The following is a 26,359-nucleotide window of genomic DNA, read 5'->3' as shown; positions in this document are numbered from 1 at the left end:
TCACCCACCGTGCATAATCCTCCGAACGAATCACCGAAGACCTCGCGTGCCGAGAACCAGCGCCCCTCCAAGGCCAAGGGCTGGATCATTGCCGGTGCCTGTGTGGTCGCCGCCGGTGGTGCCTACTTTGGTTCCGCGGCGTGGATCAGCTCGCAGCTGCCGGCCAACGCCGCAGTGGCTGGGGTGAGCATCGGTTCGATGTCGCCGGACCAGGCACGTGAAGTCCTCGCGGACCAGGTGACCGCCAAGGCCAGCGAACCAATCAAGGTGCAGGTCGATGGTCAGGACTACACCTTGGATCCGGCCAAGGCCGGCCTGTCTTTTGATGTGGATGCAACCCTTGAGGGGCTGACCCAGTACGAGGTCAACCCGGTGAAGCTCTATGAGCGACTCACCGGTAGCTACGCCATCGATCCGGCGGTGAACGTGGATCATGACAAGCTCGACGCCGCGCTGAAGTCGCTGGCGAAGAAAACCGACGCTGAGGTCGCCGAGGGTACGATCAAGTTCACCGAGGGTCAGGCAAAGTTGACCGAACCGGTGGCCGGGGTGGAACTTGACCAGCCTCAGGCCGCCGAGACTCTCGAGGAGCAATGGGATTTTAGCGGGGCTACCATCGAGCTCCCGGCCCACCGCGTCGATCCGAAATTCTCCGCGGAGCAGCTCAAGGACTTCTACGACGGTGAGGTGACCAAGTTGCTTTCTGCGCCGGTGACCCTGCAATCCGGCGACAAGAAGGTCGAGGTCTCCCCCGCATCCATCGCCGCCGCCGCCTCGGTGGACCTCTCCAAGGATGCGCCGAGCCTGAGCCTCGACGATGAGAAGCTGGCCAAGGCCGCCACGAAGAACTCGGATTTCAGTAGCACCGCTAAGAACGCCAAGGTCGTGCTCAAGGGCGGCAAGCCCAGCATCGTTGAGTCGAAGGAAGGCATCGCCCTCGAGACCAAGGGTCTGGGACAAAAGGTGCTTGAGGCCGCGGCTACCGACTCGCGTACCGCGACGGTGGAGCTGGTGGCACAGGACGCCGAATTCACCACGGCCGATGCGAAGAAGCTGGGCATCAAGGAAGAGATCGTACACTTCTCCACCCCCTACCCCACCAGCGATACGGTACGCACCAAGAACCTGAAGGCCGGCTCGAAGCGACTCAATGGCTTGGTCATTAAGCCGGGCGAAACGTTCTCGCTGCTGAAGGCGCTGGGGCCGATCACCACCGCCAATGGTTACTACGGCTCGGGCGTCGTGGTCGACGGCTTTAGCTCCGAGGCGGTCGGCGGCGGCTTGTCGCAGATCTCCACGCAAATGTATAACGCCGGCTTCCTGGCCGGCTACGACGACATCACCCACAAGCCGCACAGCCGCTGGTTCGAACGCTACCCGGCCGGACGCGAAGCCACCCTCTGGGAGGGACAGGTGGATATGCAGTGGAAGAACAACACGCCCTACGGCGTGCTGATCGAAGCCTGGGTGTCCTCCGACCGCGTACACACCCGCCTGTGGAGCACCAAGTACTGGAAGGTTTCGCAGGACAGCTCGGGCAAGCATCACCAGACCAAGCCGGAAACCAAGTACAACCCGGCCGACCAGTGTGTTCCGGAGCGTGGCGGCAAGCCGGGCTTCACCATCGACATCACCCGTTACCGGGAAGCCATCGACGGTTCGAAGAAGCTACCGGCCGAGACGAAGACTTGGACCTACCAGCCATGGCATAAGGTCGTCTGCGGCACCAAGCCGTAGTCGCCGCGACAATAGAAGGGCCGCTGGTTCTTTCCCTCACGGGAAGGAACCAGCGGCCCTTCTGCGTTATGCCGTCGGTAGCGGCAGTGCCTTACTGCTCGGACTGCTCCAAGAAGTCTCCGGCGCCGCCGACCAGTTCGGTGTGACCGGTCGGCACGTCGGCGAAGACCATCTTGGCGACCTCGGCACCGAACTCCTCGACGGTGTAGAGCTTGCCGGCGGCCTCGCGGCGTGCCTCAATCGCTCCGGGCTCCACGCGGTTGAGCAGCGTGGCGGTAATGGTGCCTTCGATCATGTCGCCGGAGACGACCACGAAGTCAATGTTCTTCTCGGACAGCTGCGGAATCATGGCACGCAGGGCGTCTTCACCGGCACGCTTAGAACGCGCCACGGCGTCGTAGGCGTCCATGGTTTCGACCTGGTTGATGAAGTGCGCCTGGTGGCTGGTCACGAAGACCACACGGCCACCCTCGCTCATCTTGGGCAGGGCGGCGGTGAGCATGGCGACCTGGGCGTCACGGTTCAGGCGCAGCGCGTAGTCCTCGCCCATGCTCGTCTCCATCCCGCCGGAGGCGTTCAGCACGAGCACATCCAGCGAGCCGAAGTTCTCCACGGCCGCATCCACCAGGGCCTGGGGTCCCTCGGCGGTCGTCAGATCCGCGCCGACGGCAACGGCCTTGCCGCCCTTTTCTTCGATTCCGGCAACGACCTTGTTGGCGCGCGGCGCCTTGGCACGGTAGTTGACCACCACGCCGATGCCCTGTTCGGCTAGCAGTTGCGCGGTGACCGAACCGATTCCGCGGGACGAACCGGTGACGATGGCACCCTTGTATTCACTCACTTGTTTGTACTCCTAATTTCTCGTCGATACTCGTACGTTGACGTTAGTGGCCCATGCCCAGACCGCCATCGACCGGGATAACGGCCCCGGAGATGTAGGCGGCTTCCTCGCTGGCGACCCAACGCACCACATTGGCGACCTCTTCGGGCTCGGCGAAGCGGTTGGCGGGGATGCTGGCCAGGTAGCTCTTCTGGGTGTCTTCCGGCAGGGCGGCGGTCATGTCGGTGTTGATGAACCCGGGGGCCACCACGTTGGCGGTAATACCGCGCGAACCGAGCTCGCGGGTCAGCGAGCGGGCAATACCCACCAGACCCGACTTGGAGGCCGCGTAGTTGATCTGGCCGGGCGAGCCGTAGAGACCCACCACGGAGGAGATCAGCACCACACGGCCGCGCTTGAGGCGCAGCATGCCCTTCGAGGCCCGCTTGATCACACGGAAGGCCCCGGTGAGGTTCGTGTCGATCACCGAGGTGAAGTCGTCTTCGCTCATGCGCAGCAGCAGGGTGTCCTTGGTCACTCCGGCGTTGGCCACGAGCACCTCGACCGGACCGTGGGCGGCCTCGACCTCGCTGAATGCCGCGTCGATGGAGGCGGCGTCGGTGACATCGGCCTTGACGCCAAGCAGTCCCTCGGGGACCTCACCGCTGCGGTAGGTGATGGCGACCTTGTCGCCATTGGCTTCGAACGCCCGGGCAATGGCCAGGCCGATACCGCGGTTGCCGCCGGTCACCAGTACGCTACGGCCGGTGGGTGCTTCGCTACTCACAATAGGTCTCCATTCAAATGCGCCGCATGGCACGGCTACCTAGCGGTAGTGGCCATGGATTCTAATAGCGTGTTCACTTCATCCTATTAGCTACCGAAGAGTATCCAAGATTCGACAGCGTGTAGAAATTACGTGCTGACCGCCCGAAGTGAGACAATGGAGCTGAACACCCAAGCCCTCGATCTAATGAAACCGGCGCCTCATGTCGCATCGTAAAGCCGAGCATCCCGCGGTACACCGCATTACCGAAGCTCGTGAATCGCACACCGTGGAACGCGATACCCGTGTGCGCAAATACACCATCTCCATGCTCACCCGCGTGGTGTGCTTCGTGCTGGCGTTTTTCGTCGACGGGTGGTTACGGTGGACCTTGCTGGCCGCGGCCATCGTGCTGCCCTATATCGCCGTGGTGATCGCAAATGGCGGCGCCGACGTGACCAAACGCCAGCCGCCGGCCGAGTTCTACCACGACCGGGATGCCCCGCAGCTCGACGCAGCCCCCGCGGCGCCGGAGCCGGGTGATGAGGACGCCGAAGACACCGTGATCGAGGGAAGCTTCGTGGAGGAACCACAGGATGGTACCGACACGTCCACCACACCGCATGATCGCCATACGCAGGAGCACTAAATGGATTTGCTGGGTTCGCTCGGCGCCGGCCAACAGCCAAACGCCGAGGAAGTTATTTGCTCACGCAAGGGATGCCGCAACCGCGCGCACGTGAAGCTGCTGTGGAACAACCCCAAAATCCATACCCCCGAACGCCGTAAAGTCTGGTTGGCCTGCCCGGAGCACGAGCAGTGGCTTGAAGACTACCTGCGTCAACGCCTGCTCTACCGGGAAACCGAACCGCTCGTCACCGGCGAAGGGACGGAAGGCTAGATGTATCGTTTTTTGGCCAGTACCCGTTGGGTGGGTTGGTTGCTCCTCGTCGTGATTTTCGCCGCAGCCTGCGTCGGACTCGGCAAGTGGCAGATGGATCGGCGCACCGAAGTGCTGGCCGAAATCGCCAAGGTCAACACGAACTACTTCGCCGAACCGCTCACCGGCGATGCCGTCTACGGCAAGTTTGAGTCCCTGCCCGAGGATGACACGTGGCTGACCGTGCAGCTTACCGGCCGCTACCTCAGCGAGGACACGGTGCTGGTGCGCAACCGGGTGAAGGCCGGACGCCCAGGCTACGAGGTGTTGGTCCCCTTCCGCACCACCGAGGGCAAAACAGTGGTGATCGACCGCGGCTACCTGCCCATCGGCAATCAGCGGGCCGGTGAGCCCGACGATATTCCCGCGCCACCGAGCGGCACCGTCACCGTGAAGGCGCATTTGAAGCCGGGCGAAGCCAAACTGCAGCGCGGCGCGCCCGCGGGCCAGATCGCCTCAATTCATCTTCCAGACTTGGCCGCGGCACTGAACTACCCGATCGCGCAGGGCGCCTATGGCATCAGCTATGAGGAGAGCCCGGCCCCGGCATCCGCACCACAGCCGCTGGACCGACCGGATACCGACGAGGGGCCGCACCTGTCCTACTCGTACCAGTGGTTCATGTTCGGCGCGCTGGCGTTCGTGGGCTTCTGGTACGCCGCACGGCAACAAAAACGCCTCAATGCCCAAGAGGCCGCCGAGCTAGCCGAGGCACAGGCCCAAGGCTTCGACGCACCAATCCACCGGGTGCGCAAGGTACAGGCCAAGCAGGTGCGACGGCTGCGACGAGACGGCACGCTGACCGACGAGGCCTATGAGGATGCGATGCTCGACGAGCACGAGCCTCGCTAAGCGAACCTAGCTAGCAAACGTGGTGCGCCGACTCTCAGTCCTCGGACAGGACGGCACGCTCCAGCGCGGCTAGGGAGCGATCGAGAAATTCCTCGTCGACCACGGGGAACCCACCGAATAACTCGCGGACTTCCGCACTGACCGCGCTCCAGTCGTAAATGAGTGTGACCATGGTTCCGCCCTCGGCCGGCGTGAGCTCGTAGCGCCACCGCCATCCTCCGGGCCGCACCACGCCGTGCTCGTCGGGTTGCCCGGGATCCCACGCGATAACCTGGTCCGGCTCGAAGACAGTGACCCTGTTGTGCATGATATAGGGACCGCCGGAGCCTTCGGCATACATATGAACCGCGAAAATCTGGCCGACCTGGCTAATCGGCTCCGGGTCGATCGCCGCGCGCACCCAGTCCCCCGGTTCGGTTTCGTGGTGGCGCTCGGGGTGCCGCAACAGTTCAAAGACCTCGTGTGGCGAGGCCTGAATCTGCCTGCTTCTGCTCAAGAACTCGTTCTCGTACTGCATTCGCCCTCCGGGGTTGCGCGAGGTCATCGGTCTGGACGTCCCCCATTATGCTCCGGCAGCAATTCACGTGCCAGAGCCGCACAGGTGCCGCCGAGCTGCTAATCGGCGTCGTCGACCTCGATAATGCAAGCCACCGCAGCCTCATCGCACCATGCAGCACCCAATTCCAGGCTTGTGCTGGCTTCCCCCTTGGGAACGCCGAGGCCGAATGGGTCATCCTCGGCCAGGTACCGCCAGTGAAGTGAAGTACTCATGTGCCGAGTATGCGCCGCCACCACGCCGAAGGCAATGCCACCCGTTCGGTCCCCGCTCGCTTAACGCAACAGGCCGGCCATCCCAGGGAAGGGAAGGCCGGCCCGAGTGCATGGAGCCGATCTAGGTCAGCGACACCAGTTCGAGGTAGTCCTCGCTGAACAGGTCCTCATCGCCATCGGGCAGGATGACCACACGCTCGGGGTTCAGCGAGGTCACGGCGCCCTCGTCGTGCGAGACCATCACCACGGCGCCGGGGAAGGTGGACAGCGCGCCGAGCACCTCGGCACGCGACGCCGGGTCCAGGTTGTTGGTCGGCTCATCGAGCAGCAGCACATTCGCGCTGGAGGCCACGATCGTGGCCAACGCCAGACGGGTCTTCTCACCACCGGAGAGCACCCCGGCCGGCTTAGCGACATCGTCGCCGACGAAGAGGAAGGATCCAAGGATGGAACGCACATCGGCATCGCCCAGCGAGGCCGGGGCGGTGGCCCGCATATTCTCCAGGACCGTCTTCTCCGGATCCAAGGTGTCGTGCTCCTGGGCGAAGTAGCCAATCTTCAGGCCGTGCCCGGGAACGATCTGGCCGCTATCGGGTTCGGCCACCCCGGCCAGCATGCGCAGCAACGTGGTCTTACCGGCACCGTTCAGGCCCAAGATCACGACCTTCGAGCCGCGGTCGATGGCCAGCGACACGTCGGTGAAGATCTCCAGGGACCCGTAGGACTTGCTCAGCCCCTCGGCCATCAGCGGAGTCTTGCCGCAGGGAGCCGGATCCGGGAAACGCAGGGCGGCGACGCGCTCGGCGGCGCGTTCTTCCTGCAGCCCGGCCATCATGCGGTCCACACGCTTGAGCATGGACTGCGCCGCCGAGGCACCCGAGGCGCGGGCCTTCATCTTATTGGCCTGCGCCAACAGGGTGGAGGCCTTCTTTTCGATGTTGGCGCGTTCGCGCTTGCGGGCCCGCTCATCGGTTTCGCGCTGGGTGAGGTAGCGCTTCCAGGACATGTTGTAGACGTCGACCACCGCACGGTTGGCGTCGAGGTAGAGCACCTTGTTCACGGTGGCATCCAGCAGCCCGGTATCGTGCGAAATCATCAGCACGCCACCGGGATAGTTCTTGATGAAGTCACGCAACCAGGTGATCGAATCGGCGTCGAGGTGGTTCGTGGGCTCGTCGAGCAGCAGGGTTTCGGCATCCGAATAAAGGATGCGGGCCAGCTCGACGCGGCGTCGCTGACCACCCGAAAGGGTGCGCAGCGGCTGGTTCAAGATGCGGTCGGGCAAATCGAGGTTCGAACAGATCGTCGCTGCCTGGGATTCCGCGGCGTAGCCACCGCCGGCCATGAATTCGGCCTCCAGGCGGTCGTAGCGACGCATGGCCTTGGCGGCCACGGCACTATCATCGCTGGCCATCTCGGCACGAGCCACCTCGAGCTTGCTGATGACCTTATCCAGGCCGCGGGCGGAGAGGATGCGATCGCGCGCCAGCTGCTCCATATCCGGGGTCCGCGGGTCCTGCGGCAGATAGCCGATGGAGCCCTTGTGGCTCACCGCGCCGGCGGTAGGCTGAGATTCACCGGCCAGCACCTTGGTCATGGTGGTCTTGCCCGCACCGTTGCGACCCACGAGGCCGATCTTGTCCCCCTTGTCGATGCGGAAGTTCACCTCGTCCATTAGCAGGCGGGCGCCAACGCGCAACTCAAGGTCGGCGACGGAAATCATCTAGGTGCCCCTTTCGGCAGCGGGTAGTGCATGGGAAGCCCATTAAATGGGCAACTTAACTATCCTAGCCGCCGATTGCTCCGGTGGCGCGGTGCTGTGGCGTAGCAAACACCATGCCACCGGAGCCTTTAGCTTCCGGACTGCGGATTCTGCTTACTCATCCGGTAGTCGCTCATCTGGATCAGGCGCCGCGTCAGCGACCCTTGACGGCGCAGATCCGAACCACTGGTCTTCTCGATGTGGGCCGAGCCAAAGTGCCACAGCAACAGGTCATCGAGCAGCCGGTCGGGGCCCGGCGAATACCGGTGATCGAGGGCCGCACGGACCTCGGTGACCCCGCTGGGGTCGAGAAGTTGCACGAACTGCCAGACACGGTTGATACCGTGGGCTCCCAGAAGTTCCGCCGCCCAGCTCCAGTCATCATCGCGTTTGCGATCCACATGCGGCAGCAGGGTTTGCCACACCTCGCCGATGAGCGCACCGGAAAGCTCCTGGGCGCCTAAGCTGTACCGGTCTTGGTAGCCGTTGAGCCGGTGGTAGAGCTCGTCGATGTCGGTGAAGTAGTCTTCGACGGTTTCCAGCATGGCCGCGGTGGCGGTAAACAGCCGGTCGATTTGCGGGTTCCAGACCGAGGTGCCCGGATGCTTGAAACGGATATCGTGCTCCATTTCGCTCCAGGCGTGCTGCAAGATGGTGCGCACCTGAACTTCGAAGATGAAGTTGCCACTGGCGACCACCGGTTTGCCCAGGGCCTCCTGAAACTTGCGAACCGTTGGCTCGTTCCGGGTTTTCAGTAGCAGGTGGCGCGAGGAGTACCCGTAGGTGCCGGACTCCACCGAACCAATATCCTTCTCCCGGTCGCTCCGGCAGTCGAAGGCCTCACGATGGGACTTGATGATGGAAGCGACCTGCTGAATCTCATGGGGCAGCATCACGATGATACGCAGACCCACCATGTCATGTAATTCGCGCAGGGGGTTGGGGAATTCCAGGACCGGCGAGCTGTCGGCGTCTTGCTGCAACTGCCGCGAGGCCTTGGAGCGGAAGGACTCGGTGCTTTTGACCCGGCCGGTGATGAACAGCGGCTGCACTTCGCTGTTCTTGAACAAACCGCGAATTTTGCCCTTCATGGCGCCCAGGACGTGGTCTAGTTCGCCGCGCACCGCCTCATAGCGTGCCACGGAGGCTTCGATCTGTTCGGTAAAGTCCGGCCTATCGTTCGGGTTCTCCTGGGGCATTGTTCATGCCTCCTGTCCTACTGATTGGTCAGTCGCTGCTGCGCCATGTCCTTGTAGAGCGGGGTCTGATCATCGCTCACCTTGCCACCCTGCTTCTTCGCCGCGGTCTTTGCCGCTGGCTTGGTATTGGCCTGCTGGTTGTTGCTGATCGGGGTGACCTTCGAGTTCTTCTCGGCCTCGGCGCGAGCCTGGGTCAGAGCTTCGGCGCGGGTGCGAGCCAATGCGTCCTGGTGCTCCTGTTCGAGCTGGGCGATGCGTTCGACCTCGGCCTGCTGCGCGTCATTGATCGCGGCGTTGTAGCCATCGTCATAGGCCACACCGTACTTCTCGGCGTTGGCCTGCTCTTCGTCGTACTCGTAGGCGGCGCGGAGCTTCGCGGCCTCGGACTTCTTCTGGTACATGTGCACGGTCAAGTGCGTGATGGCCAGCAACACGATTGGCGGCATCGCTGCCACGAGGGCGGAGACCAGCGCCGGGACACCGTTCTCAATGGTGTCGACGGTGAGGATTGCGTGCGTGGAGTTTGCCGCGGTGGACACAATTGCACCAAAGAACAGCAAGGTCCAGGGGTACACCATCGCCTTGCGCGGGAATCCGTTAAGCGCGACGATCGCGACCGTGGCGGCAACGATCATACCGTCGATAATGATCGGCCAGATCCATGCCAGCTGCGGGGAGATACCCGATCGCTCGGCCAAGTCGGTCAGCGCGGCGAATGACAGTACGAACGCGCCAACAGCGATCAGGACGGTAGCGCCTACGGCCGTACCGAGCACGGCACGGTGCGGGACGGCAGGCAATTCCTTGGTGGTATCCATGCGCTTGGGCAGACCTCACTCTTGAAAGAAACAATAAAGCACCGGGCGTGCGAATGTTGTAGGCCGATCCCCATCGGGCCATCACCCAGTTTCTATTTTAGCCATAGTCGGCCCGGACTCAGTGATGGGCTCCGTCACGTTGCGCCGGGGCCCCGGCCCACTGCGGCAGGTTGGCGCGCCGGTCGATGAAGCCGGTGCCGGTGATGCGCGCGGCCAATCCGCGTCCTGAACGGTCAAGCACCAGCGTGACCGCACTGATCACGCCGAACATGAGTACCGGGAAGAGCATGAAATCCAACGGACCGGTTGCTTCGGTGTCTCCGGCCAGTTCGTAGATCAGGCTCAACCCGCCAAAGCCCAGTAGGGCCCGTAGCCCGGCCCGCCAGAAGGGCGCGGGGGCTGAGTCGGCTGCGACCACCTGAATCCAGGCGCAACGTTGCCCCAGCGAGGCCCGTCCGGCGCTCAAGGTGGGCATCATATAGGTCAGGGTAATGGCCGCGATCGGCACGAGGTCATCGACCACGTAGCCCGGCGCCGTCGGCCCGCCGAGGGTGGCCACCAGCTGCAGGCCGAAACCCGCTGCGAGCACCGCGGCGCTGAAGAAGGCGAGGTCGAAAACGTCGGCCATGATGCGGCGGCTTCGTGTCACGACGCGTGGTGGGGCTTGTTCGGCGCGTGCCTCCACCGGACCGGTGAGCCAGGCGAACATCGGCAGATAGGCGATGATGGCGCCCAGGAAGGCGCCGAAGGTGTTCATCAGCAGGTCGTCGGCGTCGGCCACCCGGTAGGGGCATTCGTAAATTCCCCACAGGCCGGTCAACTGCGAAAGCTCGATCAGCAGCGACACCGCACCGCCAAGGAGGGTCGCCGAGAGAATGTTTCCGCGCATCCAGCGCACCACCAGAACGCCCAAGGGCATGAACAAGATGATGTTGAACAGCACCTGCCAGAGGGTGAAGCTCGTCAGGAAGCTCCGGGCACCTAACGCGTAGGCTTCTTGGAAGTCACCAATGAAGTGCAAGGGAGTAAATTGTGGCACCGCCACACCGGGCCGGCAGAACGCGTTGCTCGACTCGGGCAGCGGCAACATCGTGTAGCTGAAAAGCCCGAAGCCGTAGAGCACCGCGGACATCGTGGTGATGGTTCGCCGCCAGGAGAGTCTTCCGTGCCGGCGGTACTGGATGGCAAGCAGGAAGATGCCGCCCACCATCAGAGCGAGCCATGCGATCAGGATGGCAATGGCGCCGGGCCACAGAAGCGATGTCATAGTTACCATTCAAGTGCACGGAGCCCGGTCGGTACATCAACCAAAAGTGTCAATTCGCTCACCTACCGCCTCCTCCGAACGTTCTAGTCCGGAGGGCGAGGTGCATTGAACCAGTCGGCAATCTCCCGGTCCCGATACAACAAGTACAGGAAGAGCAGCAGACCCAGTAGGGCGGCGAATACCCGCATCAACCAAATCACGTGCCACTGCTCGATGGAGAGCTGATCGACAAAAACCGCCAGCAAGATCAGGCTACTGATCTGCACCATGAGCCGTTCGGCACGCCACGAGACGTCACGGTCGAGCGCGAACAGTGCAAAGAGCCACAAGATGTACCACGGTTGAATGATCGGCGCCAGGAGCACCACCGCACTCAGCGCCCATGCGGCGGCACGCAACGGCCGGGCAACGCGCTCGGCCATTGCGAGCTTGAACACCAGCAAGAGTCCGCAGAGTTCAAAGACCAGCACCACCACGGTTTGCACCAGGTCTCCGTTACCGCCCAAGGCGTTAGTCACCAGCGCGCCGAGCCACCCCAGCAAGCCGACCGGTGCATAGGGGAAGGCGGCTGAGCCGGCTGTGAACATCGCCGGAAGCCAGCCGAACCACAGGCCGCTGGCCGCCCCGTAAATCAATAGCCACAGCATCGTCAGCGCACCGAGCTTGACCCACATGACCAAGCGTTCGGTACGCCGCGCATCGGCGGCAAGCATCAGCAATCCCGCAAAGGGCAACAGGATCAGCGCAATGGGCTTAATGGCCACCGCCACCGAGAGCGCAAAGCTTGCACGCATCCAGCGTCCGTCCGCGGCCCGCGCAAAGGCCGCGAAAATTGCGGCCAGCATGAGCCCGTCGTTGTGCGCGCCGCCCACCATGGTCAGCAGAAGAAGCGGGCTGCAGAGCACCGCCCACAGCGTCCAATCGGTGTTGTAACCAAGTTTGGCGCAAAGCACTTTGAGGTAGTGGAAGCAGCCGATCACCCCGGCGATGGCCGCCACGCGGAGTAGCAGCACCCCAATTTCGGGGATTCCGCCGGAAATGAAGTGGATGAAGCGTGAGAGTGAGACGAAAATCGGCCCGTAGGGAGAGAGCGATTGCGCCCAGAGCCCGTCCGCCCCAGCGTCAAACCAGCCTGGGATTGTGGAGACCCCGTCGGCATAGGGCGAACGCCCAGCATGCAAGAGCCGACCCTGAGCCAGATACGCGTAGACGTCGCGACTCAGAATCGGGAAGGCAAGCAGCAATGGGGCGCACCATGCGGTCAGTAGCCGTGCGACCTGTCGGGTACTGACGCGCTCGGTGGGCGCCACCAGCGGTCGCAACAGCAGCCAACAGCGCGTCATCCACGCCAATCCCACGGCCATCAGCGCGATACAGGCAATAACACCGATCGCTTCGGTGCGGAACTCGATGAAGAAACCGGTGCGCGCCAGCGGGGAGAACTGGTTACGCGGGAACCAACCGATACCCCACGAGGCGATGGTCACCAGCGCGCTGGCCGCGGCCCCGTGAATCGCTAAGCGACGGAGCGTTGCCGTTGTCGTGATGGATTCCTGCATGGCGGCGGTCATTGCAAGCGCTTAAAGTGCCAGCGCGTCGAGGTGAGGAGCTCGGGGGCAATTTTCCTGGTCTTCGGATCAATAATCAGCAGGTATGCGATGCACAAAGCCGACACACCCCAAGACAACATCTGCGGCAGTGAGCCCAGTTCGTCTTGCAGGAACTGCCAAATGAACAGTTGATCCGCGGCCTGGTAAGCGACGAAGTAGATGGTGGTCAGATGCACCCACAGCAGTTGCCAATCATCGCGTACCCCGGTGGCGGCAAAGAAGGGAAGAATCCACAACAGGTACCACGGCTGAATGACCGGGGATAACACCACAATCGCCGCAAAGGCGATGGCCAATCGTTGCACCAGATGCGAGTAGGTGCCACGGAAGATCACGACCATGGCCAGCGCTACGCCCACTAGGCGGCCGAACAGTTTCACCACCGGCAAGATCCAGTCCGTGGAGATCCCAAAGGCAGAGAACACTCCGCTGGCCAGCAGGATCACGATGCCCAGGGGCGAGAAAATCGAGTAGCCGGTGCCGGTAAACAGCATGACCTTCAGCCAGCCGAACCAGTAGCCGTTCATCCATCCCACCAAGGTCATCAGACCGAGCAGAATCGCCCCGCAGTAGAACCAGTAGAGAATGCGTTTCGGCCAGGTGGCCTTGGGACCGGCCCAGAGCAGGCCAATGAATGGCAACAACACCAAGGTGATGGGCTTGACGCCAATGGAAGCGGTCAGCACGATCACGGCCCAGACCCCACGACGTTGGCAAGCCAGGTAGACGGCCCAAACGGACAATCCCGTCATCAACGCATCGTTGTGCGCGCTGGCCACGAAATTCAGCAGCACCAACGGATTGGCGACCGCAATCCACGCGGCCTTCGCACCATTGACCTGGTGGAGCGCGGCAAGTTTCGGCACGAAGTGCAGGCACAACAGCACGCCGATGAAGGCAATGGCACGGAAGATCAGGATGGCCGCATCCGTGGACTGACCCACGAGCTGAACCACAAGGTATTCGATGGAGAGGTAGAGCGGACCGTAGGGAGTCCCGTCCTGCGCCCACATCGTGTCGGTACCCAACTGGAACCAGTTGTTAATGGACGAGATTCCGTCAACATACGGGTCCTGCCCCGCTTGGACCAGGCGCCCCTGACCGATGTAGGCGAAAACGTCTCGGCTCATGATGGGAATGCAGACCAATAACGGAATGCTCCATAGCCATACGGCACGCTTCACCAGCGCCAATGACCCTTCGGGCCAGCCCCGTAGCTCCTGCCCCAAACGCCACCAAGCGCGGAACAGCACCCAGCACCCCAGAGCCAGAACGATCACGGAGCCAAGCACGCCGGCCGACTCGGTACGCAGGGCAATAAAAAGCGGGTCGCGGTTCAGCGGAGACACACTGGCTAGCCAACCGACCCCGATGGAGCCGGCAAAGATCATCAGCGAACCGAGCACGCCGGAGAGCAATACCCGCGTACGGGCGCGGTGTGAACGCGCGCTGAGCGGCATCGCTTGGGGATCGACCACGAACGTCACCTCATGTGCTTGATTTCCGATAATTCACCGGCTTCGGTCCAACGGGTTGGGCCATCACGGCAACCGGAATCTACACGGTCGACGGCCACAAAAACTCAGATGATTTTACCATTCACCTACTTCAGCAGGGCGGTAAAACACGGTAGAAGTGATCCACCGTTCACTATCGAGAGGCGCATTCTCATGTACTTGGCGGTAGATTGTGATGCGTGGCAAATAAATCGGAAATGATCGTATGGATCGACTGTGAAATGACCGGCCTGGACGTGGTCAACGACGCCCTTATCGAGGTGGCGGTGCTCATCACGGACTCGGAACTGAATATTGTCGACGACCAAGGACTACAGGTCGTCATCAAACCCTCGGCTGCGGCGGTGGCCCAGATGGACGACTTCGTGCGCAATATGCACCAGAGCAGTGGCTTGCTCAATGAACTCGATGCCGGCATCGATATGGCCGAAGCACAGCAACAGGTTATGGACTACATTCGCACGTACGTCCCCGAGGCCAAGAAGGCACTCTTGGGCGGAAACTCGGTGGGGACCGACAAGAACTTCTTGGCCAGAGATATGCCCGAGGTTATCGATTACCTGCACTACCGGATTATCGACGTGTCGACGATCAAGGAACTGACGCGGCGCTGGTATCCCAAGGCCTACTACGCGGCGCCGGCCAAAACCGGCAATCACCGAGCGCTGGGCGATATTCGCGACTCAATAAATGAGCTGCGCTATTACCGCGCGGCAGTTATGGTTCCGGCACCGGGCCCGGATACGACTCACGCGCGAAAGATTGCCGACAATCTCGGATAATTCGGTGTGACTACTGACCCCTTCACACCACATTTTGCCTAGTGACACACAACACAGCCATTTTGGAGCTTTTCAAGTTGGCACTGCACCTACAAATGTGTGTATAGTATTTCTCGTTGCCCGGTACGGAAACAGCGAGGAAATCCACGCTGACAAGTAACGAAGCAAATATGGTGGGTATAGCTCAGTTGGTAGAGCGTCTGGTTGTGGTCCAGAAGGTCGCGGGTTCAAGCCCCGTTACTCACCCAGATTGCACGAGGTGCGAATCTTGACTAGTCAAGATTCGCACCTCTTTCTCATTTCCGGCGCATCCGCGCCGTCCTCCGCCTAACTTCACCCTCAATTCGGCGGGTATCACGACCCCCTCTTCAACCACGCACTTTTCTTGGTCTTTGTATGCAGCAAGGACTTGTGCCGTTCAAATCAGCATGAGCCACCTCAGAGTACCGGCTCGACCGCGTTGCCCAGGCTGCGAGATATAAATCCGGTCGCGTCGAGCAAGCTCGAAAACCTCCGACGTTCACAGCCACGCCCAATAACGAGCGCCTCGTACTCACTGCCGAGCGCTTCAACAAAGCCAACGACACAAGATGCATCGTGTTCGGAATAACGCGTATCGATGACACGCCATTCATGGTCGGAAATCGCATCAAGTCGCAATACCTCGGACGCCGAACCCTCACGTTCGGTGGGCCTTGGTGTCGAAATGAGCGTCGTCATGCTCAGTGCACTTTCCTTTCGTGGTCTTCGGACATGCGCGGACCTTCCGGCCCGGGTCGGGCCGGAATCCACGGCCCTAGGTTGCGGCCATTTGCCGACGTGGCCATAGGAGTACGCATCTACATATCGGGGCCTCGATCGCCGCCCGGAGCCCTCCACCGGGGCTCCGGGCTCCTCCACGCGACAACTATCGAGGGGTCGGTGGTGAGCGAACCCTTGACTGGATCCACATTTGGCGCGGCAGGCCCGGCTCTGTCCACCGAACACCCGGGCGGCGGTAGGGCCGGACGCGATCGCGTGGGAAGTGCAGGCGAGACCCGTTAGCCATATGGTCCTGGAATCCTGAACCTTCCAGAATGGCCGAGAACCGCCTTGCCACCCAGTCACGATCCGCTAGGCGCATCTCGAGCTCCCCCGAACACAGGTCGGTCGTGTTGTCGGCTGGTCGCATGGCTGTCTCCAGCATCATCTCGGCTACCCTCCCCTATCGATTGCCGCATCCGCGGCTTAAGCGTTCAGGCTTTTTTGGTCCGGGTTTTGGCCAATCGCGTCGCGGCTGGTGACGCTGATCTTGCGTGGCTTGGCCTGCTCGGCGATCGGGATACGAAGGCGCAGCACACCGGCGGTGTAGTCGGCGTCAACCTTCTCGGTATCCAGCGAGTCTCCCAGCACCAGCTGCCGACTGAAGACGCCCCACGAGCGCTCAGAGGCTACCGCGTCAACGGCATCAGGGATATGGCAGGCCCGTTCGGCCTTAATGGTCAGGACGTTGCGCTCCACATCGATGTCCAGCTTGTCCGGGTCAATGCCCGGAAGGTCGAGCTCGACGAAGAACTCATCCCCGTCGCGCCATGCGTCCAGCGGCATGGTCGAGGGGCGACTCATGGTGCCGAAGACCTGCTGTGTGAGCCGGTCGAGGTCACGGAATGGGTCATGTTGTAACAGCATTTCTGAATCTCCTCCATCTCACATATCGATTGCGGACCACTCGACAATCTGTATCAGGTGGTATAGATTTTGTACATCAACGAACACAGAGATGCAAGCGGTTTGGAGCAAAATTTGGCGAAGAATTCGGGGTCACGAACCAGCTCACTCGGCGTGTATGGAATTACCGTGGCCGCGGAGCTCGTCGGCGTGGGAGAACAAACCTTGCGGCTCTACGAACGCAAGGGTCTACTCGAGCCCAGCCGCACGTCAGGTGGCACCCGCCGCTACAGCGAAGACGATCTGCAGATTGTTCGGCGCGTCATAGAGCTGCTCGAAGCAGGCGTGAACCTCGTCGGCATTCGCCATGTACTCGAGCTCGAGACTGAAAACCGCCTCCTCCGTGCCGAAATCGACAGACTAAGCTCTTAATCGCTGCCTCCCTGAGCACGGGATCGTCCCACGTTGGACAAAACCGTCGACCGCGATCGGGAATACTCGTGACATCTGACTCGTTGCACGCTTCACTTCAATCGACAATTTTGCTTCTCGCGGGGTCTGGTGACCGCAAGAGATGCGATTTCGGAAGGAGGCGCATTCAATGGAAATCAATTTTGCCGCAGAGCCGCTGGCCGACGACGCCATCCTGCTCGATCCAGAGACCGAAGAGTGGTGTTGGGATGACTGGGTGGCCAGCGAACCTCCCTGTTAGGTCGAGCCAAGGTGGCCCCATCGCGGCAGCTGGGGCCACCGGCCACGCAGGCGCAAAATGAATAGGCGGAAACTCTCCCCACCGAGGCATTCGACACAGGCCTCGAGCCGACGTCCCAGCCAGTGGTTCGCAACAGAAGATTTCATCCCACGCTCCGACCCTTCCCGAAAGGAAGGGAGCCAGAAAAGCCCGTGTGGATACGTTGGCAGCTGGCCAATAGCGCGCCACTGGATTTCGAGGTCAAATCAGCACCATCGCACGATTCCCCAAACTTCAGTGCTCCGCACCTACAGTGAATCCTGCGCAACGCGCGCAGTGCCCGAGGCCAACACCCCATGGGCCAGACGCTAGATCGACTGCACGAAGCCCTTCCTCCGCGCAACGCTACCCACGCACAAATAGCCTATTCGAATACCTGTTCGAATATGGTTCTGCGCGAATGCATCGACATCTCAGTCCAGACAAAATTCGTTTCCTTCTGGATCGGCCATGGTGATGTGTCCGGCGTCGATACCGTCGGGGTCGACCCGGTACAACCGGCGAGCGCCTCGGTTCTCTAGGTACTGTGCGCGATCTTCGAGCGCGTCCATGCGTGTTTCCCCCTCGAGTCCGGGGGCAACCCGCAGATCGAGGTGGACTCGGTTTTTAGCGTCTTTACCTTCGGGAACTTTCTGGAAGAAGATTCTGGGGCCATGCCCGTGAGGGTCAATGATTGCGGAGCGTTCGTTGTGAAGTTCTGGTGGTATCCCCCATGCTTCGAGTGCGGCGCTCCAGCTCTCGAAAGGCTCGGGTGGTGGCTGAAGGATATAGTTCAATGCCTCGGCCCAGAAGGTCGCTTGACGTCCTGGATCGGCGCAATCATAGGTGACTTGAAATTCGGTAGCCATATACGCAGGAACGCTCCATCCCGATGTCGCTGTGTGGTGTGTCGGAACGCTACCGCTGGTACGCATGGCGCGCAATGGGTCGCGCTTCGTGCCTAACTGATTGACTTCGTGCGTAGCTCTTCCCATTTGGGCGGCGAGGGCCAATGCTAGTTCTATGACACGCATTGATACGACCGAACGAATGCTCAACGCCGTGCCGGAGCGGGTCTACGAGGCGTTGACCGACGGGGCCGCGCTTCAGGCATGGTTACCACCGGCAGGAATGAGAGCCGAGTTTCTCGCACTGGATCCGCGCCCTGGCGGTTCATTTCATATGATTCTGCACTATCCGCCCGGGCAGGCCGGCCTGGGGAAGAGCACGGCGACTACCGATGAGGTGGTTGGGCACTATACGGAACTGGTACCGCACGAGCGGGTGGTTCTTGACGTGCATTTTGTGAATCCAGATGGTTCGCATACCGAGGCGATGACGATGAGTTTCGATATTGCTTTGGCCGCGAACGGGACGCTGGTGAACTTTAGTGCCGAGAATCCCCCGGCATCCATCTCGGCCTCCGACCACCATGTGGGGATGAGTCAGTCCCTGGAACAGTTGGCTGAGTACCTGATTGCGCAGGCCGAGCGCGAACGGGGCTAGGTCGAGCCAGCCTGACGCAAAATATTGTGGACGGTGGCGTCGTCGAGTTGCTCGAAGTGCTCGTAGTAGGTGCCCACGGCGCCGAAGTCATCTGGCTGCAACGGGCAGTGGAACTCGTCGCAGTGCGCGGCACAGCTGGCGCAGGTGCTTTCGGGGCCAACGGGGATGGCGGCAATGAGCTTCCCGACGTGCGCCATTCGCATCACCCGTATGGCGGCGGCCATGGTGGCTCCCGTAGCCAATCCGTCGTCACAGAGAATAACGGTCTGGCCGGTCACCTCGGTAGCGCGCCCTTGCAGATATGCGCTTTGTCGCCGGTGGAGTTCGGCGGTTTCGCTCTGGCGTACGCGTTCGAGACGCTCCGGTCGGGTCAGTTCCGTGGGTAGTGAATCGATGAGCTCCGGGAGAATGACTTCGGCTTGCAGTTGCCCATGTGCGGCAATGGCCCCGAAGGCAAGTTCCGGATAGTCGGGCACGCCGAGCTTACGCACCAGTAGGGCATCAAAGGGTAGGTGTAATTCAGCGGCCAGTGTGGAGGCGATGGGCAATCCCCCGCGAGCCAAGCCGAGAATGAGGGTGTTGGCGGCCTGGCGATAGGCGCTGAGTTCGGCGGCGAGCCGCAGTCCGGCATCGTGGCGGTCGGCGTAGGCGGGCAGGTTCTGTTGTTGCTGTCCCATAGTCCATACTCGGCCGCGGTGACCAGCGCTGTCCAGTGGCAGCGAATAATCGATTCTGCCCCTGTTGTGTGCGGCGGTGGGATTCTATGATCGAGAGACCGAGTCATCACCGTGATTCGGATGGTCTACCTAAGGATCGAGCTCATGTCTTCTCCGACGCCAACGGGGCAGCTACTTTCTTCAGATCAGGGTTTCGACTTACGGCTAGTGCGTGAGCTGCCGGTTCCCATGGAGCGGGCTTGGGAGTGGCTTACGGATCCGGAGCTCACCGAACACTGGTATGGCCCCTGGTCCGGGTGGGCCGCCGAGGGTCACCCGATCGATGTAACCCTAGCCTTTGAGGAGGGTGCCCCAACGGTTCAGATGGTGATCCGCGCCTGCCAGGAACCCGAGCACCTGCGGCTAGTCTCCGAGGATGAGTACGGCAACTGGGATTTGGAGCTTTCACTGCGCCAGCATGAGAAGGGTAGTGAACTGACCTTCATGATGCATCAGGTCGATCCACAAGGCGTCGGTGAGATTGGGCCGGGGTGGGAATACTATCTCGACCAACTAGTCGCCGCGATAAACGGAAACCCCCGGCCCAGTTGGGAGGATTATTATCCTGCCCAGCAGGCGTACTTCCAGGACCAGACGCCGGATTCGGCCGAGCACTAGTACACCCGCGACCCCGTCTCGCATTGCCGCGGTTTCGGGTACGTTCTATGGCACACCGCCCAGACATTCGAAGCTATGTTCGAAGCGAGAGTCGGGTCGTGACGGAGTCGAAGTCACTGTGGTGCACGCATAGGAAAAATAGAGGCTTTTTCCGGGTTAAGGGTCTAGCATGGCCGTAGTCGCCGCGGTTGTGATGATTGATTGGGGGATCCTCACCCGTAGCCTGACTCTGGCATACCCCCGGGCCTACCACTCGCAGGCGGGCCCGGGTGTGCACCGGCGAGCGCGGGTTAGGTTTCCTCCCGAGGAGTCGCCGATTGCGAGGCAGATTCATGAAGTTCTCGCATCTTCTGCCGGTGTTTTAGGCTTCGGATATGTCTGCTATTCCACACGTTGAATTGGCCAATGGTTGCAGCGTGCCCGCCATCGGGCAGGGCACCTGGTTCATGGGCGAGCGGCCCGACCGTCAGCGCGAAGAGATCGCAACGCTACGCCGTGGCGTGGAACTGGGCCTAACGCTCATTGATACCGCCACCATGTATGGAGACGGGCTCTCCGAGCAACTGGTGGGTGAAGCTATCGCCCCCGTGCGCGACGAGGTCTTCCTGGTAGACAAGGTTCTTCCCTATGAGGCGTCCTATCGGGGCACCATTGCCTCCTGCGAGGGATCCCTCGAACGGCTGGACACCGACCATATCGATCTGTTGCTTCTGCATTGGCCCGGTTCACACCCCGTCGAGGAAACCGTGCATGCCTTTGAAACCCTGATCGAGCGTGGGCTTATTGGCGCATGGGGCGTGAGCAATTTCGATGTCGATGACCTTCAGGAACTCCCGGCGACCCCCCTGGTGAATCAGGTGCTGTATAACCCGAGTCGGCGTGGCGTGGAATATGATCTGCTACCGGCGCATGCCGCCGCATCCCCGGCAATCCGGACCATGGCGTACTCCCCCATTGAGCAAGGTCGCCTACTGACGCATCCGGCACTGCAAGAGGTGGCCGAACAGCTCTCGGCGACCACCGCACAGGTATTGGTGGCGTGGGCGATACGAAGTGGCGAGGTGATCGCCATACCGAAGGCCTCTCGCGTGGAGCACGTACAACTCAATGCCGCGGCGGCCGAACTACAGCTCTCCACTGAGCAGCTCGCGGCCATCGATGACGCCTTTGCACCTCCACAGCGTAAACTTCCACTTCAGATGCTCTAATTCGGCCACACGTCTACCGACCCGCACGGATTTTACGATTCTCGTGCCGCGCTGGCCAGTGCATGACAAACATGACAATAATGGTCATGGTGTGTCCGGCCGATCGGCCCGACCCACCGCAACCAGCGGTGATCCTCCTAGACTCTTGGGGGAGCATTTTTCGACCTTTACCCCGAAAGGACCGGTCAACACGGTGAAACGCGACTTGTTCGAAGAGGACCACGACCAGTTCCGCGAGCTCGCGGCCGAATTCAACACTCGAGTGGTAGCCCCGGGCTACGCTTCGTGGGAGAAGGAACACCGGATTCCTCGCGAAGTGTGGCAAGCGGCTGGCGAGAACGGGCTGTTGGGTCTGGCGGTGCCCGAAGAATTCGGCGGGATGGGCATCGATGACTATCGCTTCCGTGTCGTCCTCGACGAAGAATTCGTGCGCGCCGGTCACCTCGCCGTGGCTCTGGCCTTCCACTTGCACGACGACCTCGTGTTGCCCTACTTAATTGCGCACGGTTCGCAGGATCTCAAGGAACGCTGGCTGCCGCGCATGGTCGACGGTTCAACCATCACCTCCTGCGCGTTCACCGAACCGGGTGCCGGCTCGGATTTGCGCGGAGTGCGCACCAAGGCGGTACGCGACGGTGATGACTGGCTGATTTCCGGGCAGAAAACCTTTATCGGCAACGCGGCGCACGGCGATGCCGCGCTCGTGCTGGCCCGTACCGAAGGCTCCGGAACCCGCGCCGGCGCGGACTCCTTCACCTTGTTCATGGTGGAACGTTCCGAGGGCTACAGCAACGGCAAACCCTTCGACAAGATGGGGCTGCGTGCCTCAGATACCGCCGAGTTGTTCTTCGACGAGGTCCGGGTGTCCGACGCCGACCGGGTTGGCGAGATTGGGGCGGGCCTAGGGTACGTCAAGGCCCATCTGCCGCAGGCCCGACTGGCCATTGCGGTTGCCTCCAGCGCCATCTGCACCGCTGCCTTCGCACAGGCCAAGGAGCACGTCTCGAACCGTTCGACCTTCGGGCAGCTGGTTGCCGACTATCAAAACACCCGCTTCGAGCTGGCGGATTTGAAGACCGAATCTCATGTCACCGAGGTGTTTGTCGATCGCGCGGTGCAGGCCTTCAACGAGGGGCAGCTCAGCGCCGAGGAGGCCGCAGAGGTCAAGCTCTTCGCCAGTGAAAAGGCCCGCACGCTTACCGACCGTGCCCTGCAGCTGCATGGCGGCTACGGCTACATCATGGAATACCCGATCGCGCAGTCCTTTACCGCCTCCCGTCTGCTGACCATCTTCGGCGGAACCAGCGAAATTATGCGCGAGACCATCGGGCGCGCGCTGTAACTCTCGGTCTGCGGCTCACCCGCGACGGAGCTCATCACGGATTTGGTGGCGTAACGCCCAGGCGTCCGCCACCTCTCCGAGATGGCCTAATTTTTCCGGGTTGATGACCGCACGTACTTGGGCGATACGCTCACCGCGGGTTTCCAGCACCATCACCGCAACAACCCGTTCCTGCTGGTCGCTGATCAGCACGCCGGGCTGCTCGTTGAAACTCTGCACCCGCAGGTTGACCAGCCCGGTGGCCAACTGCGCCGCAAAACCTTGCACCAGACGCACGGCGCGTTCCAGGGATTCGACCGGGTGCGCGAAGGCCGGTCCCTTTCCGCCTCCGTCACCAACGAAGCGCACATCGTCGGTCAGCAACTGGCGCAGCCCCGTCAGGTCGCCCTCGCGCATCGCTTCCACGAAGCGGGCGGCCAATTCGTCTCGGGCCTGCGGGTCGGGCCGGAAGCGCGGGCGCGGTTCGCGCACATGTTTGCGGGCTCGCGCGACCAGCTGCCGGCAGGCCGGCTCGCTGCGATCCACCGCCGCGGCCACCTCGGCGTAGTCGAAGCCGAAAACCTCGTGGAGCACGAAGGCGGCACGCTCTAGGGCACTGAGGCGTTCAAGGAGCAGTAGCGCCGAATAACTCAGTGAGTCGTTCAATTCCGCCATGCGTTCCGGGTCGGTGTATGGGTCGTGTGCCAACGGTTCGGGAAACCAAGGGCCGACATACTGTTCACGGCGCACCCGCGCCGAGCGTTGCACATCAACGCAGATCCGGGTGACGACGGCACAGAGAAACGATTTAGCCGAGCGCGGCTCGTCGGCATTGTTCTGGTAGCGTACCCAGGCCTCCTGCACAGCGTCCTCGGCCTCAGTCACCTGCCCGAGGATTCGGTAGGCAATGGAGAAAAGCAGTGGCTGTAGCTCAAGAAACTGCGCGGTACGCGTCATGGCGCTCAGTCTCGCACCGGGTGACCGGACCTGTCCAGACCCATTGGCGCCGCGGGCCAGCGCATCGTCCCGGGAAACCGCCGTTCGGTGCTGATGTTCGCCAGCAAGGCCGAGACCTGCAGCCTTTTGGCGGCCACCGCCGTGCGTCCCGTCAGGGCCCAGCCACTGGCTTGATCGGCACCGTTAGTGCGTTGGAGCACGGCTCGGCGACGTCCCAGAGACACGCAACGTGCCAGGAAACCAAGGGAAAAGTCGCGATACCCGGTGACATCTAGATCGAGGGCTTCGGCACGTAAAAGGTCGGCGGCATGGGCAGCCGAGGGGAAGGCAAATTGGCAGGACATGGAATAGCACTCTCCGTCTGGCCGCACGGTGTGCCCGGCATCTCCCACCGCCAGCACCCGCTCATGCGAGATCGACCGCAGGGTGGGATCGGTGAGTACGGCTCCACGGTCATCCACTGCAAGGCCCGAGTGGGCCGCGAGCGGGTAGGCGGAGAAACCACCGCACCAGATACTCAGGTCACTATCCAGATGCTGCCCGTTGGCCAACGCGAGCTGCCCCGGGTCGATACCAACGACGCGGGCGCGGTGTTCGGCAATGCGCAGTTCGGACAGGGCGCTGTCCACCCGGTGAGCGGCGGGAGCGGAAAACCAGGCGGCCGCCGCGGTAATGGAGATGAGCGAGAGCTGCAGATCCGGGCGTTGCTCGGCGATCTCGGTGACCGTTTCAAGACCGGTGAATCCGCTACCGATCACACTCACACGCCGCCCTTCGGGTAGGCGCCGCAATGCGGCACGCAGGCGGTGCGCCTGGTCCACATCGCCGACTCCGTACAACAAATGCGCCCCGGGTAGCTCTGGAGTCTGAGTCCTGCTGCCGGAGGCGAACACCACCCGGTCGAAATGCAGCCGTTCCGGGCCCTGTGCCGTATCAACGGTGGCCCAGCCGGTGGATGGCTCAAGATCCGTCACGCTGCCCTGAATCAGCCTGATCCCCGGGCCGAGGAGGCGTTGAAGGCTCTGCGCCGGAACGACCTGACCGGTGGCCACCCGATGCATCCGTAACCGGTTGACGAAGGTGGGCCGCGGGTTGACCACCGTCACCGCAACCCGTGAACGCCCGCGGCCGTTGAGTCGAACCGCGAGGGTAGCTCCGGCGAAGCCCGAGCCGATGACTAATACCTGTAGCTGTGCCGTTGAAGTGTTCATATCCACTAGACGAGAGCGCCTAAGCATCTGTGACATGGTCCCGGAAAACTTTTTTGCGGCTTCGTATCGGCGAGTGCGTTGCGACCTCCGCTGGCACAACTGAGTTCGAGCGTGAAACTATTAGCTGAGACCATTTGTTGTTCGAGAGGAACGTATCCAAAGTGCCCATCCGGCAAATCACCGTCTATGGCGAACCGGTGCTACATCAGCGCGCCGCCGAAGTCACCGAGTTTAATGACGAGCTACGCGCCCTAGTCGCCGATATGCACGCGACCATGGACGCCGCAAACGGTGTCGGCCTTGCAGCCCCACAAATCGGCATTGGCCTGCGCATTTTCACCTATATCTACGCCGATCAGGACACCGCCCCGGAACGCGGCGTGCTGATCAATCCGAAGCTGACGCTTTCGAAGATCTCCGGTGCCGCACCGGATGTCGACGAGGAGTCCGAAGGTTGCCTCTCGGCCCCGGGCCTTTCCTTCCCGCTCAAGCGCGCCGACTATGCCAAGGTTGAGGGCTTCGATGAGTTCGGCAAGCCGATCTCTTTCGAGGCCCGCGGGTGGTTTGCCCGAATCATGCAGCATGAGTTCGATCACCTCGACGGGTACCTCTACGTCGACAAGCTGGTACCTAAGTGGGACAAGCGCTGGTTGAAGGCCAAGAAGGCCTTGGGCTGGGGCGTGCCGGGAATTACTTGGCTCCCGGGTACTGACGAAGACCCGTTTGGCCATTAGATTAGTGCCATGACAAAAACGACGGTCCTGACATCGGCAGTTGAACGTGCACTCGCCCTAGGCGACGTCGATGATCGGGACCGTTCGTATTTTCATGACCTCAACGCCAGCGTCGACCGCTCACAATTGCTCTTGGCCCGAGTGAGACTGGCCGAGCGATTCGGCGAGTTCCCTTCCGCCCCGATCTCACGCGAAGATACCCATACCGCTCCCGGGGTCTGGGAACTCGCTACGCTTCTGGAACTCGCCGCAAGCCACGACCGGCTACTGGCCCGCGCGCTGAGCCCGGAAATCATTGCCGCCACCCTGGCCGACCTCGGCCAGCAGTGCCGGCTGCACCGTGCCGAGCACGGTAACGCTGGTCTAGGGACTTGGCATTGGCTCTCGCTGCACGCCAGCGGGAGCCTTTTTCGTATCGGGCGCCTGCAGTACCATTTGCGGCGGATCGCCGACACCGAGAACCGCTGGGAAGTAGATGTACATATCCCGGCCGGAGAGGCACTGGCCCCAGCGACGGTGGACGGTTCGTTATCGCGGGCCGCGGCCTTTTTCCGCACTCATTTTCCGCAGCTACGCATCGACCGGGCGGTGTGCACCAGCTGGCTTTTCGACCCTTGGTTGCTGGAACGGATGAAGCCCACAAGCAATATCCTCTCCTTCGCACGCCGATTCCAGCCGCGGGCGGCCACCCCGGAGCCCACGGATGCGCTCTACTTCACCTTCGGAACACGCGACATGGGATGGTTGCATCGGCTCAGCGCACGCAGCGCTCTACAGTCCTTGGTCCTTGAGCGGCTCCGTACGGAGGGCACTTGGTTCCTCGGTCGCGGCGAGTTTCGTTGGCCCGCCTCATAGAGGACGAATCCCGGG

General features: G+C 61.9%; 28 protein-coding genes and 1 tRNA gene. 13 read left to right on the top strand and 16 right to left on the bottom strand.

Going from position 1 to position 26,359, the window contains the following annotated elements:
* Window positions 1-9: 9 nt before the first annotated feature.
* A complete protein-coding gene (locus ACYU0X_RS08490; protein ID WP_461902745.1) occupies window positions 10-1,737 on the top strand; it encodes a VanW family protein in 1,728 nt (575 codons plus the stop codon).
* Window positions 1,738-1,828: 91 nt separating this feature from the next.
* On the opposite strand, the gene ACYU0X_RS08485 is transcribed toward ACYU0X_RS08490, so the two are convergent.
* A complete protein-coding gene (locus ACYU0X_RS08485) occupies window positions 1,829-2,578 on the bottom strand; it encodes an SDR family oxidoreductase (protein WP_461902744.1) in 750 nt (249 codons plus the stop codon).
* A 43-nt stretch (window positions 2,579-2,621) separates the two neighbouring features.
* Entirely contained in the window at window positions 2,622-3,344 is a 723-nt protein-coding gene (locus tag ACYU0X_RS08480; RefSeq protein WP_418909252.1) for a beta-ketoacyl-ACP reductase, read from the bottom strand.
* A gap of 202 nt (window positions 3,345-3,546) precedes the next feature.
* Here ACYU0X_RS08480 and ACYU0X_RS08475 point away from each other — a divergent pair, with 202 nt between their 5' ends.
* The 3 genes from ACYU0X_RS08475 to ACYU0X_RS08465 are packed head-to-tail and all read left to right on the top strand — an operon-like array spanning window position 3,547 to window position 5,115.
* On the top strand, window positions 3,547-3,972 hold the full coding sequence (locus tag ACYU0X_RS08475) for a DUF3099 domain-containing protein (protein ID WP_418909251.1): 426 nt from the start codon (window positions 3,547-3,549) through the stop codon (window positions 3,970-3,972).
* Window positions 3,973-4,224 (top strand): acetone carboxylase, encoded by a 252-nt coding sequence (locus ACYU0X_RS08470; protein ID WP_418909250.1) that lies wholly within the window; start codon window positions 3,973-3,975, stop codon window positions 4,222-4,224.
* Complete coding sequence (locus ACYU0X_RS08465; protein ID WP_418909249.1) at window positions 4,225-5,115, top strand: SURF1 family cytochrome oxidase biogenesis protein; 891 nt, start codon at window positions 4,225-4,227, stop codon at window positions 5,113-5,115.
* Between the two features lie 34 nt (window positions 5,116-5,149).
* On the opposite strand, the gene ACYU0X_RS08460 is transcribed toward ACYU0X_RS08465, so the two are convergent.
* The 8 genes from ACYU0X_RS08460 to mptB (ACYU0X_RS08425) all read right to left on the bottom strand — a co-directional run bounded on the left by ACYU0X_RS08460 (window position 5,150) and on the right by mptB (ACYU0X_RS08425) (window position 14,020).
* Complete coding sequence (locus tag ACYU0X_RS08460; protein ID WP_461902743.1) at window positions 5,150-5,632, bottom strand: SRPBCC family protein; 483 nt, start codon at window positions 5,630-5,632, stop codon at window positions 5,150-5,152.
* A gap of 98 nt (window positions 5,633-5,730) precedes the next feature.
* Window positions 5,731-5,886 (bottom strand): hypothetical protein, encoded by a 156-nt coding sequence (locus ACYU0X_RS08455; RefSeq protein ID WP_418909247.1) that lies wholly within the window; start codon window positions 5,884-5,886, stop codon window positions 5,731-5,733.
* Between the two features lie 121 nt (window positions 5,887-6,007).
* On the bottom strand, window positions 6,008-7,609 hold the full coding sequence (locus ACYU0X_RS08450) for an ABC-F family ATP-binding cassette domain-containing protein (protein WP_418909246.1): 1,602 nt from the start codon (window positions 7,607-7,609) through the stop codon (window positions 6,008-6,010).
* Window positions 7,610-7,737: 128 nt separating this feature from the next.
* On the bottom strand, window positions 7,738-8,847 hold the full coding sequence (locus ACYU0X_RS08445) for a GTP pyrophosphokinase (RefSeq protein ID WP_461902742.1): 1,110 nt from the start codon (window positions 8,845-8,847) through the stop codon (window positions 7,738-7,740).
* A 17-nt stretch (window positions 8,848-8,864) separates the two neighbouring features.
* Complete coding sequence (locus ACYU0X_RS08440) at window positions 8,865-9,665, bottom strand: DUF2637 domain-containing protein (RefSeq protein WP_461902741.1); 801 nt, start codon at window positions 9,663-9,665, stop codon at window positions 8,865-8,867.
* Between the two features lie 118 nt (window positions 9,666-9,783).
* A complete protein-coding gene (locus ACYU0X_RS08435; protein ID WP_461902740.1) occupies window positions 9,784-10,932 on the bottom strand; it encodes a VanZ family protein in 1,149 nt (382 codons plus the stop codon).
* An 83-nt stretch (window positions 10,933-11,015) separates the two neighbouring features.
* Window positions 11,016-12,491, bottom strand: coding sequence for a polyprenol phosphomannose-dependent alpha 1,6 mannosyltransferase MptB (gene mptB / locus ACYU0X_RS08430; RefSeq protein WP_461902739.1), 1,476 nt, complete (start codon window positions 12,489-12,491; stop codon window positions 11,016-11,018).
* A gap of 8 nt (window positions 12,492-12,499) precedes the next feature.
* A complete protein-coding gene (gene mptB / locus ACYU0X_RS08425) occupies window positions 12,500-14,020 on the bottom strand; it encodes a polyprenol phosphomannose-dependent alpha 1,6 mannosyltransferase MptB (RefSeq protein ID WP_461902738.1) in 1,521 nt (506 codons plus the stop codon).
* 236 nt (window positions 14,021-14,256) lie between these two features.
* On the opposite strand from mptB (ACYU0X_RS08425), the gene orn reads away from it, so the two are divergent.
* Both orn and ACYU0X_RS08415 read left to right on the top strand, forming a co-directional pair.
* A complete protein-coding gene (orn, locus tag ACYU0X_RS08420) occupies window positions 14,257-14,841 on the top strand; it encodes an oligoribonuclease (RefSeq protein WP_461902794.1) in 585 nt (194 codons plus the stop codon).
* A gap of 173 nt (window positions 14,842-15,014) precedes the next feature.
* Window positions 15,015-15,087, top strand: a tRNA-His gene (locus ACYU0X_RS08415).
* A 192-nt stretch (window positions 15,088-15,279) separates the two neighbouring features.
* Here ACYU0X_RS08415 and ACYU0X_RS08410 read toward each other — a convergent pair.
* Complete coding sequence (locus ACYU0X_RS08410; RefSeq protein WP_461902737.1) at window positions 15,280-15,561, bottom strand: hypothetical protein; 282 nt, start codon at window positions 15,559-15,561, stop codon at window positions 15,280-15,282.
* A gap of 507 nt (window positions 15,562-16,068) precedes the next feature.
* Window positions 16,069-16,509, bottom strand: a complete 441-nt coding sequence (locus ACYU0X_RS08405) for an Hsp20/alpha crystallin family protein (RefSeq protein ID WP_418909238.1) — start codon at window positions 16,507-16,509, stop codon at window positions 16,069-16,071.
* A gap of 114 nt (window positions 16,510-16,623) precedes the next feature.
* On the opposite strand from ACYU0X_RS08405, the gene ACYU0X_RS08400 reads away from it, so the two are divergent.
* Window positions 16,624-16,920 carry a MerR family transcriptional regulator gene (locus ACYU0X_RS08400; RefSeq protein WP_461902736.1) on the top strand — a complete coding sequence of 99 codons (297 nt, stop codon included), beginning with the start codon at window positions 16,624-16,626 and terminating at the stop codon, window positions 16,918-16,920.
* Between the two features lie 732 nt (window positions 16,921-17,652).
* Here ACYU0X_RS08400 and ACYU0X_RS08395 read toward each other — a convergent pair.
* Complete coding sequence (locus ACYU0X_RS08395; RefSeq protein WP_461902735.1) at window positions 17,653-18,087, bottom strand: VOC family protein; 435 nt, start codon at window positions 18,085-18,087, stop codon at window positions 17,653-17,655.
* A 154-nt stretch (window positions 18,088-18,241) separates the two neighbouring features.
* Here ACYU0X_RS08395 and ACYU0X_RS08390 point away from each other — a divergent pair, with 154 nt between their 5' ends.
* Window positions 18,242-18,724: an SRPBCC domain-containing protein gene (locus ACYU0X_RS08390; protein ID WP_418909236.1), complete on the top strand. Its 483-nt coding sequence runs from the start codon at window positions 18,242-18,244 to the stop codon at window positions 18,722-18,724.
* Here ACYU0X_RS08390 and ACYU0X_RS08385 read toward each other — a convergent pair.
* Window positions 18,721-19,401, bottom strand: coding sequence for a phosphoribosyltransferase (locus tag ACYU0X_RS08385; protein ID WP_461902734.1), 681 nt, complete (start codon window positions 19,399-19,401; stop codon window positions 18,721-18,723). The genes ACYU0X_RS08390 and ACYU0X_RS08385 overlap by 4 nt on opposite strands.
* 144 nt (window positions 19,402-19,545) lie before the next feature.
* On the opposite strand from ACYU0X_RS08385, the gene ACYU0X_RS08380 reads away from it, so the two are divergent.
* The 3 genes from ACYU0X_RS08380 (at window position 19,546) to ACYU0X_RS08370 (ending at window position 22,608) form a co-directional block, all read left to right on the top strand.
* On the top strand, window positions 19,546-20,058 hold the full coding sequence (locus tag ACYU0X_RS08380; RefSeq protein ID WP_461902733.1) for an SRPBCC domain-containing protein: 513 nt from the start codon (window positions 19,546-19,548) through the stop codon (window positions 20,056-20,058).
* Window positions 20,059-20,432: 374 nt separating this feature from the next.
* Window positions 20,433-21,266, top strand: coding sequence for an aldo/keto reductase (locus ACYU0X_RS08375; RefSeq protein WP_418909233.1), 834 nt, complete (start codon window positions 20,433-20,435; stop codon window positions 21,264-21,266).
* A gap of 193 nt (window positions 21,267-21,459) precedes the next feature.
* Entirely contained in the window at window positions 21,460-22,608 is a 1,149-nt protein-coding gene (locus ACYU0X_RS08370; protein WP_459275826.1) for an acyl-CoA dehydrogenase family protein, read from the top strand.
* A gap of 15 nt (window positions 22,609-22,623) precedes the next feature.
* Here the strand turns inward: ACYU0X_RS08370 and ACYU0X_RS08365 are convergent, their stop codons facing one another.
* Window positions 22,624-23,544, bottom strand: a complete 921-nt coding sequence (locus ACYU0X_RS08365) for an RNA polymerase sigma-70 factor (protein ID WP_461902732.1) — start codon at window positions 23,542-23,544, stop codon at window positions 22,624-22,626.
* Between the two features lie 5 nt (window positions 23,545-23,549).
* Window positions 23,550-24,755: an NAD(P)/FAD-dependent oxidoreductase gene (locus ACYU0X_RS08360; protein ID WP_461902731.1), complete on the bottom strand. Its 1,206-nt coding sequence runs from the start codon at window positions 24,753-24,755 to the stop codon at window positions 23,550-23,552.
* Window positions 24,756-24,916: 161 nt separating this feature from the next.
* On the opposite strand from ACYU0X_RS08360, the gene def reads away from it, so the two are divergent.
* Both def and ACYU0X_RS08350 read left to right on the top strand, forming a co-directional pair.
* Window positions 24,917-25,489, top strand: coding sequence for a peptide deformylase (gene def / locus ACYU0X_RS08355; protein ID WP_309407289.1), 573 nt, complete (start codon window positions 24,917-24,919; stop codon window positions 25,487-25,489).
* 9 nt (window positions 25,490-25,498) lie between these two features.
* Window positions 25,499-26,344 (top strand): acyltransferase domain-containing protein, encoded by an 846-nt coding sequence (locus tag ACYU0X_RS08350; RefSeq protein WP_461902730.1) that lies wholly within the window; start codon window positions 25,499-25,501, stop codon window positions 26,342-26,344.
* Window positions 26,345-26,359 lie beyond the last annotated feature (15 nt).

The organism is Glutamicibacter sp. X7 (assembly GCF_054889245.1).
This window is presented reverse-complemented; position numbering and strand designations above follow the sequence as displayed.

Coding starts and splice junctions, on each gene's coding strand:
- ACYU0X_RS08475 (WP_418909251.1), top strand. CDS start 3,547: ATGTCGCATCGTAAAGCCGAGCATCCCGCGGTACACCGCATTACCGAA.
- ACYU0X_RS08470 (WP_418909250.1), top strand. CDS start 3,973: ATGGATTTGCTGGGTTCGCTCGGCGCCGGCCAACAGCCAAACGCCGAG.
- ACYU0X_RS08465 (WP_418909249.1), top strand. CDS start 4,225: ATGTATCGTTTTTTGGCCAGTACCCGTTGGGTGGGTTGGTTGCTCCTC.
- ACYU0X_RS08460 (WP_461902743.1), bottom strand. CDS start 5,632: ATGCAGTACGAGAACGAGTTCTTGAGCAGAAGCAGGCAGATTCAGGCC.
- ACYU0X_RS08455 (WP_418909247.1), bottom strand. CDS start 5,886: ATGAGTACTTCACTTCACTGGCGGTACCTGGCCGAGGATGACCCATTC.
- ACYU0X_RS08450 (WP_418909246.1), bottom strand. CDS start 7,609: ATGATTTCCGTCGCCGACCTTGAGTTGCGCGTTGGCGCCCGCCTGCTA.
- ACYU0X_RS08445 (WP_461902742.1), bottom strand. CDS start 8,847: ATGCCCCAGGAGAACCCGAACGATAGGCCGGACTTTACCGAACAGATC.
- ACYU0X_RS08440 (WP_461902741.1), bottom strand. CDS start 9,665: ATGGATACCACCAAGGAATTGCCTGCCGTCCCGCACCGTGCCGTGCTC.
- ACYU0X_RS08435 (WP_461902740.1), bottom strand. CDS start 10,932: ATGACATCGCTTCTGTGGCCCGGCGCCATTGCCATCCTGATCGCATGG.
- mptB (WP_461902739.1), bottom strand. CDS start 12,491: ATGCAGGAATCCATCACGACAACGGCAACGCTCCGTCGCTTAGCGATT.
- orn (WP_461902794.1), top strand. CDS start 14,257: ATGATCGTATGGATCGACTGTGAAATGACCGGCCTGGACGTGGTCAAC.
- ACYU0X_RS08410 (WP_461902737.1), bottom strand. CDS start 15,561: ATGACGACGCTCATTTCGACACCAAGGCCCACCGAACGTGAGGGTTCG.
- ACYU0X_RS08405 (WP_418909238.1), bottom strand. CDS start 16,509: ATGCTGTTACAACATGACCCATTCCGTGACCTCGACCGGCTCACACAG.
- ACYU0X_RS08395 (WP_461902735.1), bottom strand. CDS start 18,087: ATGGCTACCGAATTTCAAGTCACCTATGATTGCGCCGATCCAGGACGT.
- ACYU0X_RS08390 (WP_418909236.1), top strand. CDS start 18,242: ATGACACGCATTGATACGACCGAACGAATGCTCAACGCCGTGCCGGAG.
- ACYU0X_RS08385 (WP_461902734.1), bottom strand. CDS start 19,401: ATGGGACAGCAACAACAGAACCTGCCCGCCTACGCCGACCGCCACGAT.
- ACYU0X_RS08380 (WP_461902733.1), top strand. CDS start 19,546: ATGTCTTCTCCGACGCCAACGGGGCAGCTACTTTCTTCAGATCAGGGT.
- ACYU0X_RS08375 (WP_418909233.1), top strand. CDS start 20,433: ATGTCTGCTATTCCACACGTTGAATTGGCCAATGGTTGCAGCGTGCCC.
- ACYU0X_RS08365 (WP_461902732.1), bottom strand. CDS start 23,544: ATGACGCGTACCGCGCAGTTTCTTGAGCTACAGCCACTGCTTTTCTCC.
- ACYU0X_RS08360 (WP_461902731.1), bottom strand. CDS start 24,755: ATGAACACTTCAACGGCACAGCTACAGGTATTAGTCATCGGCTCGGGC.
- ACYU0X_RS08350 (WP_461902730.1), top strand. CDS start 25,499: ATGACAAAAACGACGGTCCTGACATCGGCAGTTGAACGTGCACTCGCC.